This window comes from Pseudomonas sp. GW821-FHT02H09, from assembly GCF_059421425.1.
On sequence record NZ_JBWKVA010000004.1, the window covers coordinates 1 to 16,452 of the forward strand.

The window sequence follows — 16,452 nt, forward strand, 5'->3', positions numbered from 1 at the left end:
GGACCAGGCGGTCGCCATGCACCGCCTGCAGCGGCGCGTTCACCAACAGTTGCGCGAACATCCGCTCACCCGGTGCCAAGCGGGTGCCCTCCAGCAAGGCGACCCGGGCGGTGACGTCCTGAGTGCCCAGATGCACGTGTACCGGGCTGAAATGTTCGAAGGCGCGTGGTTCGCTGCCCAGCAACTGCATCTCGATGTCCAGGCGTTGAGTGGGTGCATACAGCCACTCGGCCAGCAACCAGTCGCCACGGTGGATCTGCTCCAGGGCCAGGCGTTCGGCGCTCAGGTTCAACGCCACTCGCTGCCCGGCCCAGGCCTGGACGGTGGCCTGGTTCTGCGCATGCAAGCCACGCACCCGCACAGGCTTGCCGGCCTGGCCCAGCAGCAGCGTGTCGCCCACCCGCACTTGCCCGGCGAGGGCGGTGCCGGTGACCACAATACCGGCCCCGGCTACGCTGAAGGCACGGTCGATGGCCAGGCGCAAACCGCCGCAGGCGCTACGCTGCCGGACCTCGCGCTGGGCCGCCAGCAACGCCTGACGCAGGGCCTCGATGCCCTCCCCGGTCAGGCTCGACACCACGAACTGCGGAGCGCCGCAATAAGGCCCGGGCGCCAGCAATGCCGTAATCTGGGCTTGTACCGCCTGCACCCGGGCCGGCTCGACCCGGTCGCATTTGCTGATCGCCACCAGAGCCTTGGGGATGCCCAACAGCTCGACAATCGCCAGATGCTCGCAGGTCTGAGGCATCACCCCGTCATCGGCAGCCACCACCAGCAGCACCAGGTCAATGCCCTGGGCGCCAGCGAGCATGTTGTGGACGAAGCGCTCGTGGCCGGGTACGTCGATAAAGCCGGTCAGGCTCGCCCCCGGTTCCAGCGCGGCATATAGGTAGCCCAGATCGATGGTGATGCCGCGCTCGCGCTCTTCCCGGCGGCGGTCGCCGGCCTGGCCGGTCAGGGCCTTGAGCAAGGCGGTCTTGCCGTGGTCGATGTGTCCTGCCGTGCCGACGATCACTTTGCCTCGCCCTCCCCTTGTAGCTGGTCCAGTTGGGCGAGCCAGGCCGCCTCGTCGTCCAGTTGGCGCAGGTCCAGCCACAGGGCATCGTCGTCGATGCGGCCGAGCACCGGAATGGGCAAGGCCCGCAAGGCCGCCTCCAGGCCATGCAGCTGATGTCCGCGAAGCCGTTTGGTCACATGCGGGCGCAGGCACAGGGCGGCGCTTGGCAACCGTGCCAGCGGTTGGCTGCCGCTGCCGATCATGCCCAGCGCCGGCAGAGCGGCCACCCCCCAGCCGTCGCCCAGCACGCGAGCCAACAGCGGGCGCAGGCGTTCGGCCTGGGCGAGGATATCGGCTTGCGGGCGGGTCAGCAGGCGCAGGCTGGGCAAGCGTTCGGCCAGCCGGTCGGGGTCGCGGTACAGACTCAACACCGCTTCGAGGGCCGCCAGGGTCAGTTTGTCGACCCGCAAGGCACGCTTGAGCGGGTTTTTCTTGATCCGCGCGATCAGGTCCTTGCGGCCTACGATCAACCCGGCCTGGGGACCACCCAACAACTTGTCACCGCTGAAGGTGACGATATCGGCCCCATCGGCCAGGGCTTGTCGCACCGTGGGTTCGGCGGGCAAGCCCCAGCGGGTCAGGTCCAGCAGGCTACCGCTGCCCAGGTCTTCGAGCAGTGGCAGGCCATGCCGGTGAGCCAGTTGTGCCAGTTCGGCGGTCGGCACCTGGGCGGTGAAGCCCTGGATGCTGTAATTGCTGGTGTGCACGCGCATCAACAGACCGCTGCGCGGGCCGATGGCGGCCTCGTAGTCGTGGGCATGGGTGCGGTTGGTGGTGCCGACTTCATGCAGCCTGACCCCGGCCCGGGCCATGATGTCGGGAATGCGAAATGCGCCGCCGATTTCGATCAGCTCGCCGCGGGAGATGATGCCCTCTTTGCGCGCCCCCAGGCTGTTGAGCGCGAGCAACACGGCGGCGGCATTGTTGTTGACCACCGTCACCGCTTCGGCGCCGGTCAGCTCGCGGAGCAGATTTTCGATCAAGTCGTCGCGGTCGCCGCGCTTGCCGCTTTGCAGGTCCAACTCCAGATTGAGCGGAAAGCGGGCAGCCAGTTGCACCGCCTCGATGGCTTCCTGCGGCAATAGCGCCCGCCCCAGGTTGGTGTGCAGCACCGTGCCGGTGAGGTTGAACACCCGCCGCACCCGGCTGCTGTGTTGGGTTGCCAGGCGCTCGCCTGCCCTGCCCGCTAATACCTGGTCGGTGAATTCAACGGCGTCGAGTTGGCCAAGCCGGACCGGTTCACGCACGTCATCGAGCAATTGCCGCAGAGTGGCGAGCAAGGCGTCGCGGCCATAACGTTCGGCCAGTGGCTGGCAGGCAGGGCTGCGCAGCAGGCTGTCGATGGAGGGCAGATGCAATGGGGGCTTGGCAGACAACATAGCAATTCCCACAGTCTGTACAGGCCTTGAGTGTAGATGCCGTCTTGCTTCTCGTAAGGCAAGCGCTAACGTTGAGTCAAATGGTGGCCCCCCGTAGCAGCTGCCGAAGGCTGCGTTAAAGTCCGCAGGACTTTCATGCAATCATAAATCATGCGCCCGCTTCGCGAGCGGACGCAGCCTTCGGCAGCTGCTACAAGGGTTACGGCATGCGTGGCTGTGATCAATCGCCGCCAGGCGCCAGCATCAGGTTCGGCGCCAGGCGTTGGTAACCTTCCAGGTCCAGGCGCATGTCCAGCGCCAGACTGCTCAGGTCCGCCGAGAGGGCTTCGGCGTCGGCGTCATTTTCCAGGTAGAGCAGTTTCAGGTAGCTGTTGCAGCCGGGACAGATTTCAGCCCGCAGTGGCGCCTGGCTGGCCGTGTGGCGGTCATCATCGAGGCTGACGTATTTGAGCCCCTTGCTCTGTTCGCAGTAAACGCACTTGACCCGCACCACATGCCATTCGCAGGCGCACAGCGAACACACCAGGTAGCGCAGCCCGTTGTACTTGCCCCGTTGGTGGATCACCCCGGCCATGGCCGGCGAGCCGCAGGCCGGGCATTGGCCCAGGCTGGCGCAAGGCTTCAGCTCGCCAGCCTGCATGCTTAGCAGCCAGTGGCTCCAGGCCGCCTGCAAGGCAGCACCGAGAAACGGTACCAGCGCCGCCGGCAGCCCTGCATATTGGCCGCTGAGCAAGGCAATCGCCCAGACCTTGCGTTGCGAGACGCTGGCGCTGCGCAAGGTCGCCACGGCCTGTTGCACCGTAGGCTGCGGCGGTGCCTGGTAACGCCGCAGCAAGGCATCCAGGTACGCCAGCCAGCCGTCCTCGCGCACCAGACTGTCGGCGGCCAGCGGCGGCATGCCATGTTGCTGGCACACCATCAGGTGTTCAGGGTCCAGTGCCGTCGACACCGGTAGCTCGTCCAACAGGCTCTGCTGGAGGTGGCACAGACCGGCGACCAACCGCAGGTAGTCGGCCAGTGGATGCCCGTTGGCCAATTGTTCCAGGCGCACAGCACGCAAAGTGAACAGGTTGTGCGGTGGCAGGCGCAGGAACGGCGGCGTGCTCGCCGAGGCTTCGATCTGTCCGGGCTCCAGTATCAGGCTCAAGGTGTCATCCCTTTTTGGTTATCTGGCTGTCCGGCGTCTCGTCGCGGGTCACCTCACGGTACCAGAGCTCATGGTGTTTCTTCGCCCAGGCGCGGCTGACCCAGCCATGCACCATCGCGCTGACCGAGCCTTTGATCCAGATGGCAGCGTAAATATGCACGATGATGCTCAACACCAGCACGAACGCCGCCAGGGCATGCAGCAGGGCTGCCAGGCGAATGGAGGTGATACCGAAGTACTGGCTGAAATAGGCCCGCCAGATCACCAGCCCGCTAAACAGTAGCACCAGCATGCAGGCCAGCAGGACCCAGAACAGTAGCTTCTGACCGGGATTGTATTTGCCAATCGGCGGTACGCCCTGCTCTTCGTTACGCATCACCCGGTCAATCCGTTTGAGCCACAGGCGGTCGTTGGCGATAAAAATATTAGCCCGCCAGAAGCGAATCACCAGCCCCAGGAAAAACACGAACATCAGCACGCCCATGAACGGGTGCAGGATGCGCGTCCAGGGGCCCCCACCGAACAGTTGGCTGAGCCAGAACAGCGCTGGATGGAACAGTGCCAACCCCGACAGGGCCGCCATGACGAACAGTATCGCCACCAGCCAGTGGTTGGTGCGCTCGTTGGCGTTATAGCGCAGGATCGTTTTGTCTTTCATGGTCGTCTGCCGTCCTGCGGTCCAGGTTTGTTCGGGTCATAGACATGCACGGCCGGGTCGACCTCGTGCACGCTGTCGTCCTTGCCGGCCGGGTGCTCGTCTTCCTCGACCCGCTGCGGGCCGATGCGTACGTAATGGAAGAATCCGGCCAGCACCGCGGCCCCCATGGCCAGTAACGCCAATGGCTTGCTCACGCCCTTCCACAGTCCTACCAACGGGCTGATGACCGGCTGATTCGGCAGGCCGGCGTACAGCGATGGCTGGTCGGCGTGGTGCAGCACGTACATCACATGGGTGCCACCCACTCCCGCCGGATCGTACAGACCCGCGTTGTCGAAGCCCCGTGACTTGAGGTCAACAATGCGCTCGGCGGCATGCTCTTTCATGTCCTCCTTGCTGCCGAACACGATGGCGCCGGTCGGGCAGGTCTTGACGCAGGCTGGCTCCAGACCGACCGCCACCCGGTCCGAGCACAGCGTGCACTTGTAGGCCTTGTGGTCCTTCTGCGAAATACGCGGAATGTCGAACGGACAGCCGGTGATGCAATAGCCGCAGCCAATGCAATGGTCCTGGTCGAAGTCGACAATGCCGTTGGCGTGCTTGATGATCGCCCCCGGGCTGGGGCAAGCCGCCAGGCAGCCAGGTTCGGCGCAGTGCATGCAGCCGTCCTTGCGAATCAACCATTCCAGATTGCCCTGAGGGTTTTCGTACTCAGTGAAGCGCATCAGTGTCCAGGTCTCGGCGGCCAGGTCCTGGGGATTGTCGTAAGTCCCGTGGGTGTGGCCGACCTCGTGGCGCAATTCATTCCATTCCGAACAGGCGACCTGGCACGCCTTGCAACCGATGCACTTGGTGGTATCGATCAGCTTGGCCACTTCCTCCTGCTGTCGAACCGAGGGCGGCGCGGTGGTGGTAGCCGAACGGGCAATGATGTCTTGACTGGCCATTTATATTTTCTCCAGGTTGACCAGGAATGACTTGGATTCCGGGGTCTGGGTATTGCCGTCACCGAGGAACGGCACCAGGGTGTTGGTCAGATAGCCATGCCGGGTCGCTCCGGTGAAACCCCAGTGCAATGGAATGCCGATCTGGTGCACGGTCTGGTTGTTGACCTGCAGCGGACGGATCCGCTTGGTCACCACCGCCACTGCCTCGATATGCCCGCGTTTGGAACTGACCCGCACCCGGTCGCCGGCGGCAATGCCCTTCTCCTTGGCCAGCACTTCGCCGATCTCGACGAATTGCTCGGGCTGGGTCACGGCATTGATCGGGCAATGCTTGGTCCAGAAGTGGAAGTGCTCGGTCAGCCGGTAGCTCGTGGCGGCATAGGGGAAGTCCTTCGCCGTCCCGAGCGACTCCCAGACGGAATCGAAGATGCGCCCGGCCGGGTTGCTGGTCGCCTTTTTGTTGTTGGGGTGCAGCGGGTTGATGCCAATGGGCGTCTCGAACGGTTCGTAATGCTCCGGGAACGGCCCTTCGTTCATCTTGTCGACGGCAAAGAACCGCGCCACCCCTTCGGGATTCATGATGAAGGGGTTCATCCCCGCTTCCGGCGCCACGTCGGCCTTGTAGTCGGGCACGTCGGTGCCGCTCCAGACCTTGCCGTTCCACCACACCAGGCGCTTCTTCGGATCCCAGGGCTTGCCCTGCAGGTCAGCCGAGGCACGGTTGTAGAGAATGCGCCGGTTCATCGGCCAGGCCCAGGCCCAACCCAGGTTCTGCTTCATACCGTAGGGATCGCTGTTATCGCGGCGGGCCATCTGGTTGCCCTGCTCGGTCCAGCTGCCGCAGAAGATCCAGCAGCCGGACGCTGTGCTGCCGTCGTCCTTGAGCTGGGCGAAACCGGACAGCTGCTGCCCGGCCTTGACCGTCGTCCCCGTGGCGTCGGTGACGTCGGCAATGGCGTAGCCGTTGAACTCCTTGGCAATCTCCTCGGGCGTCGGCGAGTCGGGCACCTTGTAGGGCCAGCTGAGCTTGAGTATCGGCTCGGCGAAGGCACCGCCGTTGGCCTGGTAACGCTGACGCAGACGTATGAACAGGTCGCTCATGATTTTTACGTCGGTGCGTGACTGTCCCGGGCCCTCGGCACCCTTCCAGTGCCATTGCAGCCAGCGACCGCTGTTGACCAGCGAGCCGTCCTCTTCGGCGAAGCAGGTGGTCGGCAGGCGGATGACTTCGGTCTGAATGCTGGCTGTTTCGACATCGTTGTAAGGCCCGACATTGCGCCAGAATTCCGAGGTTTCGGTGGTCAGCGGGTCCATCACCACCAGCCACTTGAGTTTGGCCAGCGCGACCATCACACGGTTCTTGTCGGGCAAGGCGGCGATGGGATTGAAGCCCTGGCAGACGTAGCCGTTGACCTGCCCTTTGCCCATCATGTCGAACACTTTCAATATGTCGTAGCCGGGAATGTCGAGCTTGGGCAGCCAGTCGTAGCCCCAGTGGTTGTCGGCGGTGGCGTTGGCGCCGTACCAGGCTTTCATCAGGCTGACGTGGAACTTGCCGTAGTTCTGCCAGTAGGACAACTGCCCGGGCCGCAACGGCTTGAGCGCACGCTTGGCAATGTAGGTGTCGTAGTCCTGTTCGGCATCGCCCGGCAGTGTCAGGTAACCGGGCAGCAGGTTCGACAGCAACCCGAGGTCGGTCAGGCCCTGGATGTTGGAGTGCCCGCGCAGGGCGTTGACGCCCCCGCCCGGCATGCCGACATTGCCCAGCAGCAGCTGCACCATGGCCGCGCTGCGGATCATCTGCGAGCCGGTCGAATGCTGGGTCCAGCCCAGGGCATAGAGGATCGTCATGGTCTTGCCCGGTTGCGAGCAGGTGGCGATCTCTTCCCAGATTTTTTTCATGGCATCTTGCGGCATGCCGCAGATCTGACTGGTCAGTTCCAGGGTGTAGCGGCTGTAGTGCTGCTTCATCAGCTGGTAGACGCAGCGCGGGTGCAGCAGGGACGGATCGACTTTGGCAAAACCGTCCTCGCCGATTTCATAGCCCCAGCTCGACTTGTCGCTGTAAGTGCGCTTGGTCGCATCGTAGCCGGTAAACAGCCCGTCCTCGAAACCAAAGCCTTCCTTGACGATGAACGACACGTCCGTATAGGCGTGCACGTACTCGTGCTGGATTTTGTTTTCAGTGAGCAAATAGTTGATCAGACCGCCCATGAAGGCGATGTCGGTGCCGGTGCGAATCGGTGCGTAATAGTCGGCCACCGAGGCGGTACGGGTGAAGCGTGGGTCGATCACGATCAGTCGCGCCTGGTTGTGCGCTTTGGCTTCGGTCACCCATTTAAAGCCACAAGGGTGGGCTTCGGCGGCATTACCGCCCATGACCAGGACCAGATTCGCGTTGGCGATATCAGTCCAGTGATTGGTCATCGCGCCACGGCCATACGTTGGGGCAAGACTTGCCACCGTCGGGCCATGTCAGACACGTGCCTGGTTATCGAACCCCAGCATGCCCAGACTGCGAACGACCTTGTGGGTCATGTAACCGGCCTCGTTGGAGGACGCGGAGGCAGCGAGAAAACCCACCGTCAGCCAACGATTGACCGTCTGGCCCTTGGCGTTCTTCTCGATGAAGTTGGCGTCACGGTCGGCCTTCATCAGATCGGCGATGCGATCCAGTGCGTCATCCCAGGACACCCGTGTCCACTCGTTGCTGCCCGGCTTGCGCACCTGCGGGTATTGCAGGCGGCTGGGGCTATGGATGAAGTCCAGCAGGCCCGCGCCTTTGGGGCACAGGGTGCCGCGGTTAACCGGGTGGTCGGCGTCGCCTTCGATGTGGATGATGCTCTGGGCGACGTTCTTGGCCGTATCGCCCTGGCTGTACATGATCAAGCCGCAACCCACTGAGCAGTAGGGGCAGGTGTTGCGGGTTTCATGGGTATGGGCCAGTTTGAAGTGGCGCACTTGCTCGGCGAAGGCGGGTGCCGGGGCCATGCCCAGCGCGGCCAGGCTCGAGCCTCCTAGGCCGATGGCGGCGACCTTGAAGAACTGACGACGGTTGAGGTCCATCGTGCACTCCTGATCAGGTGGAGTTACCCGGTACATGGCCGGGATCTCTTGGACGATCACGGCGACGGTTTTACAGCCGCCGACACTTGAAACTTTAGTCAAGATTGCAAGGAATGTATTGAAACCTGATCGTCGGTGGTGTGCTCAGCGTTCATGAACACATCTTGTGAACAGCGCAAGGGAACAAGCATGATCTGGTCAAGTAATCCAGGACACCGGTAATGGTGTTTATGCGAGGCTTTTAAATGATATGAATGATCGACATGCCCCACAGGCTGAAGATCATAGTGTCCCTGCATTCCATGCAGTTGATCTCTTGAGTTCTCCGAACTAAAGACTCCCAGACCTGGAAACTAATGCTTCCAGATGGCGGTGCTCCCGCCGGTTTCATTCTTTGGCACGTGATCCATGGGGGTCAAAGATCTGGTTACCGCCATTGCGAATCACCCATGAAGACCTGAATCTATCGGGAGGCGTCAGAGCGACTCCCTCCAACGGGCACTCCCATTTCAGGCTTGGTCATGAGGCGTTCAGCCGCCCCACTCCACAGGGCTTCAGAACGTCTTGCCGACGCTGGCCACCAGGGTTGCGCCGCACAAGTCGTCGTAACCGGTAAAGCTCAGGCATTCGCTTTTCGAAAGATCAGTATCGATGTAACTCACGCCCCAGGTAATGCCGACAAAGTCACGACTCAGTTTGATTTCCCAATCGTGGTAGTCGGGCCGGCTGTTGCCATTGGCGCTGAAGAATACGTCGTCCTTGTAGTCAACGTACTCAAAGCGCGCTTGCAGGCCGATTTCTGCGGGCAGCACGGTGTGGTAGCCGATAAACACCGAAGAAACGTCTTCGTCTTTTTTGCCCTTCTGGAAATTGCCATCTTCATCCACGTAGTCAGGGCCTTTCATATTGTTGACGTATTTGCCACCGAGCAAGACGCCATAAACATCAAGGGTGGACTGGATGTCGCTCTGGTTATACTGGCTTGCACGCGGGTACTCGTACTTTGTGTAGAAGGTGTCGAGGCTGATGTTGTCGGCAAATTGCCAGAAATAGCCGCCATAGTATTCGAGCTCCTGACGCGTACTGGAGTCATCGCCAAAGTCGACATTCGAGGTCCAGATACCGGCATACAAGCCGCTGGAGTGGTTGAGGGTGATCGCCAGTTGCGCCGCAGGGTCGCCGAGGGTTTGCGAGATGCCGCTAGCGCGATAATCACTGACCAGGGTGGGAGTAATGGCGAGGACGAAGTTGTCGTTGAGTTCCAGCGCCTGAGCGCCGATCAGTGGCGACAGCGCAAGGCCGGCAAGCACGAAGACAGACAATGCGTTCATATGGATTCTCTTATTTTTATGAGTGCGCGGGTGATTTTGGGCAAGGCAGCGCCCAACGCCCCGCAACGCGCGGCGTCAGGTGTGTTACGTGGCGTGGGCGCGTGGGTTGTCAGGCGTCGGGGGCGTAAACCTGCTTGCCGGCAAAAAAGGTTTTCAGGACCTTGGTGTCGAACAACTCGTCGTCGCTGACCTTGAATACATCGCGGTCGAGGATGATCAGGTCGGCCTGTTTGCCGGGCTCCAGAGAGCCAATCTGCTGATCCAGACGCAGGGCTTTGGCGGCGTTGATGGTGTAGGCGTAGAACATGGTCTGCCGATCAATGCTTTCCTTGGCATTCAGCACACCCAGCGGACCTTTCCGAGTGTTGGCCTGAGCAATGGCGTTCCACGGATTGGGGCTGGAAACCGGCCAATCGCTGGCCCCGGCAATCATGGCGCCAGCTTTATGCAGGGACTGCGCGGGATACTGGTAACGGTAGGCAAAGGCACTGATATAGGGTTTGACCAACTTCACCGTGTAGTCCTCACCAGTGGCCCAGAGTAGCTGCATGGAGGCGATCACCCCAAGCTGCTTGAAGCGCGGAAACTCTTTGGGGTTGACCAGTTGCAGGTGGCTGATGCTATGGGCCATCGGCGTCGGGTTGAGCTTACGTGCATATTCAAAGCCATTGAGTGACTCACGGACCGCGCGGTCGCCAACGGCATGCATGTGCACGATCCAGTTGCGCTTTTCTGCCGCCACCACCAGCTCACCAAAGTGCGCCGGGTCGATTAGCAATTGGCCACTTTTAAGACTGTTCTTGAACGGGTCGATAACCGCGGCGGATTGCCCTGGAAATTCCATGATGCCGTCTGCAAAGACCTTGATACCCGGGAAGGTCAGGTTGGGTACGCCCTCGAATTTTTTCATCACCTTGGCCAGAACTTCCAGGTCGGCCGGCTTGCTTTTCGGATTGGTGATCAGCAAAGCGGCGACGTGTGCGCTGAGTTCGCCCTTCTCTGCCAGTTCGCGGTAGAGCGGCAGTACGCCGTAACTCTGCTCAGTCGGGGTGAATTCGAATAGTGAGTCACCGCTGCCGGCATTAGCCGCTGCGTCCATCCAGGCGGTGACGCCGTACTGGTTGTTGATTTTCACCGCCTCGCGGGTGGCGTTCAGCATGAGCTCTGCGGGGGGTGCGGGAAGTTGACTGCGGACCCGGTCCCAGCCATTTTCTGCAAAATAACCATTGGGTGTGAAGTCCGCTTCGTGGCCGATATAGTTGCGCTCTTTTTCCGGCAGGCTTTTGACCAGTGCAGCATCGATCTTCAGGCGCTTGAGCATGGCGTTATTGGCCCAGCCGGTATGACCGTCAATACCGTTCAGTACCACCGGTTGCTCGGCCCAGCGGCCCTGATTGAAGCGTTTGCCGAGTTCGCGGCTTTGTTCCCAATAGGCCGAGCTGACCCCGGCAATGCTAACCACGTCCGCCATGCGCGCGTGACCGGCCTGATCCTCGGTCAGGATCCATTGCTCAAGGTCGGCCAGCGGTTTTACTTCGTCATTTAGATTTGCGCGCAGGCTAGCCATGCCGGCCATCACCGGGTGACTGTGGCTGTCGATCATGCCCGGCATCAAGACCTTGCCGGCGAGATCGATCCGTTGCGTATGGGCGTCGGCCAGTGCGTTGATGTCTGCATCGCTACCGACTTTCAGGATCTTGCCGTTTTCTACCGCAACTGCTTTAGCCAGGGCTTGCCCGGGAATGCCGGTAAATACTTTGCCATTGGTGAGTACCAGGTCCGCCGCCGCCATGGCCTGCAGTGAGGGGAGCGTTAGCATTGCCGCCAGTAAGCACGGGGTAAATCGCTTCATCTGAACATCCTTTTATGTTTATATTTTTGTTTTTATCTTGGTTTTGCTCTTGGCGACTGAGCGAATCAGTGGCCTGCGATTTCCTTGAGCCGGTACCAAAACATGCCCAATGCCAACAATGGAGAGCGCAGCAGTTTGCCGCCGGGAAAAGTCATGTGCGGCACGCTGGCGAACAGGTCGAAACCTTTGCTGTGTTCAAGGCTGATGGCTTCAGCCACCAGCCGAGCCGCCATGTGCGTGGTATTGAGCCCATGCCCGGCGTAAGCCTGGGCGTAGAACACATTAGGCTGAGCCTGCAAGCGACCAATCTGCGGCAGTCGGTTAGCGCCGATGCCAATCATCCCGCTCCACTGAAAGTCGATGCGTTTAGCCGCTAGCTTTGGAAACACCTCGAGCATTTTCGGGCGCATGTAGCCGGCGATATCCTTGAGGGTCCGTCCTGAGTAGTGACACGCGCCACCAAACAGCAACCGCCGATCCGCCGACAAACGATAGTAATCCAGCCCCACACGCTGATCGCACAGCGCCCGGTTGCCGGGTATCAGTGTCTGGGCAAGGGCCTCGCTCAACGGTTCAGTCGCCACGACGTAGCTGCCGGCAGCAAGCACCTTGCCGCTGAGTGCCGGTTCCAGATCACCCAGATGGGCATTGCCGGCGAGTACCAGCGTCTTGGCGTGAACCACACCGTTGGCGGTGTGCACACGAATGCTGCTGCCATATTCGATACGAACGGCCGCACTGTTTTCGCACAAGCGTACGCCCAGACGTTGGGCCAGAGCGGCCTCGCCCAATGCCAGGTTGAGCGGATGCAGATGCCCCGATCCCTCGTCTATCAGGCCGCCGACATAGCGATCAGAACCCACTACTTTGTGCATGTCGCGTTGTTCGACCAGCTCGACCTTGTGAGGGTAACTCTGGTTTTTGAGTGCCTCCTGCTCCGCCAACAGGTTCTGAAAATGTCGGGGGGTGTTCGCCAGTTCACAGTGGCCCCAGCGCAAATCACACTCGATGCCGTGCTGCTGTACCCGCTGACGGACCAAATCAACCGCGTCCAGGCCCAATTGCTCAAGCACCTTTACGCCTTCGCTACCGATGGCTTTTTCGTGCGCACCAAGGTCGTGTCCAATGCCACGAATCAACTGACCGCCATTGCGTCCGGTGGCGCCCCAGGCTATCTGGTGTGCCTCCAGAACGATCACCGAGTGGCCCCGCTCAGCCAGTTCGATCGCGGTATTCAATCCGGTGAAACCAGCACCGACGATGCACACATCAGCCTGTGCCTGGCCTTCAAGTGGCGGGCAGTCGAGCTGACGATTTCGAGTGGCGCTGTAATACGACTGCGGTGAAGAAAACTGGGACGTCATAAGAGCTACTGCCTATCAGTTGCCGGGCGCAAGTTGCAACCCGGCGCAGGGGTTAACGCCCGGACTTGAGGTTGCTCCAGGAACGATTCATCCAGCGCATGATGTCGGGTGGCAGTTGCGTCGAGACGTAGAGCTTTGCCTGTACCGATTCGGGGGGATAGATCGATGGATTGCCGGTGATGTCCTCACTCATCAGTGCCGTAGCCGGGGTATTGGCGTTGGCGTAGCCCACATACTCGCTGACCTTGGTAATCACCTCGGGTTTGAGCAGATAGTTGATGAAGGCATGAGCTTGTTCGGGGTTTTTGGCATCGGCCGGAACGGCCAACATATCGAACCAGAGGTTGCCGCCCTCCTTCGGGACCGTGTAGGCGATCCTGACTCCGTTCCCGGCCTCCTGGGCGCGATGGATTGCCTGGTACACATCGCCTGAATAGCCGAAGGCGATGCAGATGTTTCCGTTGGCCAGATCCGAGACGTATTTGGAGGAATGGAAATAGGTGATGTAAGGACGCAAGGTCAGCAGTTTGCGCTCCGCGACCTTGTAATCTTCCAGCCGGGTGCTGTTGGGGTTCAGTCCCAGGTAATTGAGCATTGCCGGCATAGCCTCGTCTGCGGAGTCCATGAAGGCGACGCCGCAGGCCTGCAGCTTCTTGAGGTTCTCGACCTCGAACAGCGTGCTCCAGGAGTCGATGGTGTCGACGCCCAACACCTGTTTTATCTTCTGAACGTTGTAACCAATGCCATTGGTACCCCACAAATACGGTACGGCGTACTGATTTCCCGGATCGTTGGCTTGCAGGCGTTGCAGCAACACCGGGTCGAGGTTCTTCCAGTTGGGCAGTTGCGTCCTGTCGAGCTTTTGAAAAGCCCCGGCCTTGATCTGCCGACCGAGAAAGTGATTGCTCGGCACCACCACGTCATAGCCGGTATGCCCGGCCAGCAACTTGCCTTCCAGGGTTTCATTGGAGTCGAAAACGTCATAGACCGGCTTGATGTCGGTTTCCCGCTGGAAGTCCGCGAGCGTGGTTTCAGCGATGTAATCGGTCCAGTTATAGATATTCACCATACTTTGCGCCGAAGCCTGGCCAGCCAGACCGCAGAGCGTTGTGAGCATGAGTTTTAGCGCGAATCGTTTCATTCACATGTCCTTGCTGTGGGTACATTTGAGAATGTGGGGTACTACACGCTGAGCAACAGGAACTCCCGTTCCCAGGAACTGATGACCTGCTTGTAGTTCTCGTGCTCGACCCGTTTGACCGCGACAAAGCCTTTGGTGAAACGCTCGCCCAGATACTCTTTGGTGATGTCCGAGTGCTCCATGCGTTCGAGCGCCGCCTCCAGGGTCAGCGGCAGGCGCAGGTTGCGCCGCTCATAACCGCGGCCGACCACCGCCGGGCTTGGCTCGATCCCCTCGACCATGCCCACGTAACCGCACAGCAGGCTGGCCGCCAGGGCCAGATAAGGGTTGGCATCAGCACCGGCCAGGCGATTTTCGACCCGACGATTCTGCGGATCCGAATCCGGCACACGCAGGCCGACCGTACGGTTTTCCTCGCCCCATTCGACGTTAACCGGCGCCGAGGTATCAGGTAGAAAACGACGGAACGAATTCACATTGGGCGCGAACAGCGGCAGGGTTTCGGGAATGTATTTCTGTAACCCGCCGATGTGGTGCATGAACAACTCACTCATGCTGCCATCGGGATTGGAAAACACCGATGCACCGGTTTTCAGGTCCACCACGCTCTGGTGCAAATGCATCGCGCTACCCGGCTCGCCGGTCATTGGCTTGGCCATGAACGTGGCGCTGACATCGTGTTTGAGAGCCGCCTCGCGCAGCGTTCGCTTGAAAACGATGATCTGATCGGCCAGGGACAACGGATCTCCGTGACGGAAGTTGATCTCCATCTGCGCAGTGCCTTCTTCGTGAATCAAGGTATCCAGGTCCAGGCCTTGGGCCTCGCTCCAGTCATACATGTCTTCGAACAGCGGATCGAATTCGTTGGTCGCCTCGATCGAATAGGACTGACGCCCTGTTTCCTGGCGACCGGAACGGCCAATCGGTGGTTTTAGCGGGTAATCCGGATCAGGGCTGCGTTGAGTCAGGTAGAACTCCATTTCGGGCGCAATGATTGGCTTCCAGCCGCGCTCCGTGTAGAGCCTCAACACCTTTTTCAGGATGTTGCGCGGCGACAGTTCAATCGGATTCCCATGCTTGTCATAAGTGTCGTGAATCACCTGTGCGGTGGGCTCCAGAGCCCACGGCACGATAAACACCGCGCCTTCGTCCGGGCGGCAGTGCATGTCGATATCCGCCGCATCCAGCAGGTCGTAGTAGATATCGTCTTCGACGTAATCACCGGTGACCGTCTGCAACAACACACTCTCCGGCAGGCGCATGCCCTGCTCGTTGAGGAACTTGTTGGTTGGAGATATTTTGCCCCGAGCAATGCCGCTCAGATCAGAGATCAGGCACTCGACTTCAGTGATTTTGTTTTCTTTGAGCCATTGGCTCAGTCGATCCAGATTGCCTTTCATAACGCCTCGTACAGGGAAATGCCCGAGCGCCCCATGGCGGCCCAGTTCCGTGCTTCAAGGAGATAGTGCAATCGTGAGGCGGCTGGCTTCTATCCGATTTGCGCGCTTGTTCATGCCCCATTTTGGGGCGTTAACGCGTGGGCGTTGGCTACTTAGCGCGAGCGCAAGAGTGTGCAGCTGGGAAGCTCGCCGAACAGGCCGCGATAGGCCTCTGAGAAACGCCCCAAGTGCCAGAATGACCAGCGCATGGCGATTTCCGCCACGGTGGTTTCACCTGCCGAGGTGCGCAGCAAATCGCGGCGTGCGAAGTTCAACCGGCGCAGTCGTTGCCATTGGCTGGGAGACACACCGGTAAAGGAGGTGAAGCTTTGCTGCAACTGACGCACGGACACCCCGGCGCCACTGGCCAGTTGCAGGGCATTGAAATGCTCTTGCGGGCAAGCCATGACCAGATCGAATACCCGCTGAATGAGCCGGCGGTCATGGGCCAGATGTTTTTGGCTTGCCCGATCCAGGGTCTGGCTCGGGCAGTCGAGGATATACAGGCAATCGTCGACCAGCTGTTGCGCCAGGCCTTCTTCGACCACCTGGGACGGTGCTGCGACCAGCTGTTGCAGCGTGCTGCTCAACCAGCGACCGAAGACCTGGCTTTGCTGGGATACCAGCGGCGTCAGGAACAATCCATCAAGACTGCTCAAGTTCAGGCTATTGAGCTGTTTGAGGTACTGAGGACCAATCACGACGGCTACTTCTTTATAGTTTTCCGGCGTGATCCAGGTGTTTTGACTTTCCTCGTTGAGTAAATACAGCGAGCCATTGCGAGTATCGAAACTGAATACCAATGAATCAGCGGGCGCATGGAAATGCTGTTCTATCCGCGTATTCATGCGCTCTTCATACACCTCAACGCCACCCAGCTCCATGTGCACAACCTTGCCCTGGAAACAACCGGGTGACATTTGCTGGTAATGCTCCTGCCAACCGGCGATGACAAGTTGCTGATCCACATCCGCAGTGTCGTGGGATTGAATCTGCATGCTGTTTTCCTTCCTTGTATCCCCGCCCGGAGGCGCCGGACGAAGCCAGTAATAATTATTATCAGCGCACCCT

The 16,452-nt window shown here is 60.3% G+C and carries 12 protein-coding genes; all 12 read right to left on the bottom strand.

Annotated elements, in window-relative coordinates; genetic code table 11:
• Positions 1–1,015, bottom strand: a 1,015-nt coding sequence (selB, locus tag AC07VR_RS06400; RefSeq protein WP_495010739.1) for a selenocysteine-specific translation elongation factor, incomplete at its 3' end; no start/stop codon positions are given.
• Complete coding sequence (selA, locus tag AC07VR_RS06405) at positions 1,012–2,436, bottom strand: L-seryl-tRNA(Sec) selenium transferase (protein WP_495010740.1); 1,425 nt, start codon at positions 2,434–2,436, stop codon at positions 1,012–1,014. The genes selA and selB, both read right to left, overlap by 4 nt.
• 220 nt (positions 2,437–2,656) lie before the next feature.
• On the bottom strand, positions 2,657–3,583 hold the full coding sequence (gene fdhE, locus AC07VR_RS06410; protein WP_495010741.1) for a formate dehydrogenase accessory protein FdhE: 927 nt from the start codon (positions 3,581–3,583) through the stop codon (positions 2,657–2,659).
• Between the two features lie 4 nt (positions 3,584–3,587).
• Positions 3,588–4,241, bottom strand: coding sequence for a formate dehydrogenase subunit gamma (locus tag AC07VR_RS06415; RefSeq protein WP_494992826.1), 654 nt, complete (start codon positions 4,239–4,241; stop codon positions 3,588–3,590).
• Positions 4,238–5,188, bottom strand: a complete 951-nt coding sequence (gene fdxH / locus AC07VR_RS06420) for a formate dehydrogenase subunit beta (protein WP_494992825.1) — start codon at positions 5,186–5,188, stop codon at positions 4,238–4,240. Before fdxH ends, AC07VR_RS06415 begins: the two co-directional genes overlap by 4 nt.
• Positions 5,189–8,254: a formate dehydrogenase-N subunit alpha gene (gene fdnG, locus AC07VR_RS06425; protein ID WP_494992824.1), complete on the bottom strand. Its 3,066-nt coding sequence runs from the start codon at positions 8,252–8,254 to the stop codon at positions 5,189–5,191.
• 554 nt (positions 8,255–8,808) lie between these two features.
• Positions 8,809–9,585: a TorF family putative porin gene (locus AC07VR_RS06430; protein WP_495010742.1), complete on the bottom strand. Its 777-nt coding sequence runs from the start codon at positions 9,583–9,585 to the stop codon at positions 8,809–8,811.
• 109 nt (positions 9,586–9,694) lie between these two features.
• A complete protein-coding gene (locus AC07VR_RS06435; RefSeq protein ID WP_495010743.1) occupies positions 9,695–11,437 on the bottom strand; it encodes an amidohydrolase in 1,743 nt (580 codons plus the stop codon).
• A 65-nt stretch (positions 11,438–11,502) separates the two neighbouring features.
• Positions 11,503–12,801, bottom strand: coding sequence for an NAD(P)/FAD-dependent oxidoreductase (locus tag AC07VR_RS06440; RefSeq protein WP_495010744.1), 1,299 nt, complete (start codon positions 12,799–12,801; stop codon positions 11,503–11,505).
• A 52-nt stretch (positions 12,802–12,853) separates the two neighbouring features.
• The gene (locus AC07VR_RS06445) at positions 12,854–13,942 is read right to left on the bottom strand and encodes a polyamine ABC transporter substrate-binding protein (protein ID WP_495010745.1); all 1,089 of its coding nucleotides are present in this window, start codon (positions 13,940–13,942) and stop codon (positions 12,854–12,856) included.
• Positions 13,943–13,983: 41 nt separating this feature from the next.
• Positions 13,984–15,342 (bottom strand): glutamine synthetase family protein, encoded by a 1,359-nt coding sequence (locus AC07VR_RS06450; RefSeq protein WP_495010746.1) that lies wholly within the window; start codon positions 15,340–15,342, stop codon positions 13,984–13,986.
• Positions 15,343–15,494: 152 nt separating this feature from the next.
• On the bottom strand, positions 15,495–16,379 hold the full coding sequence (locus AC07VR_RS06455) for a helix-turn-helix domain-containing protein (protein ID WP_495010747.1): 885 nt from the start codon (positions 16,377–16,379) through the stop codon (positions 15,495–15,497).
• Between the last annotated feature and the right edge of the window lie 73 nt (positions 16,380–16,452).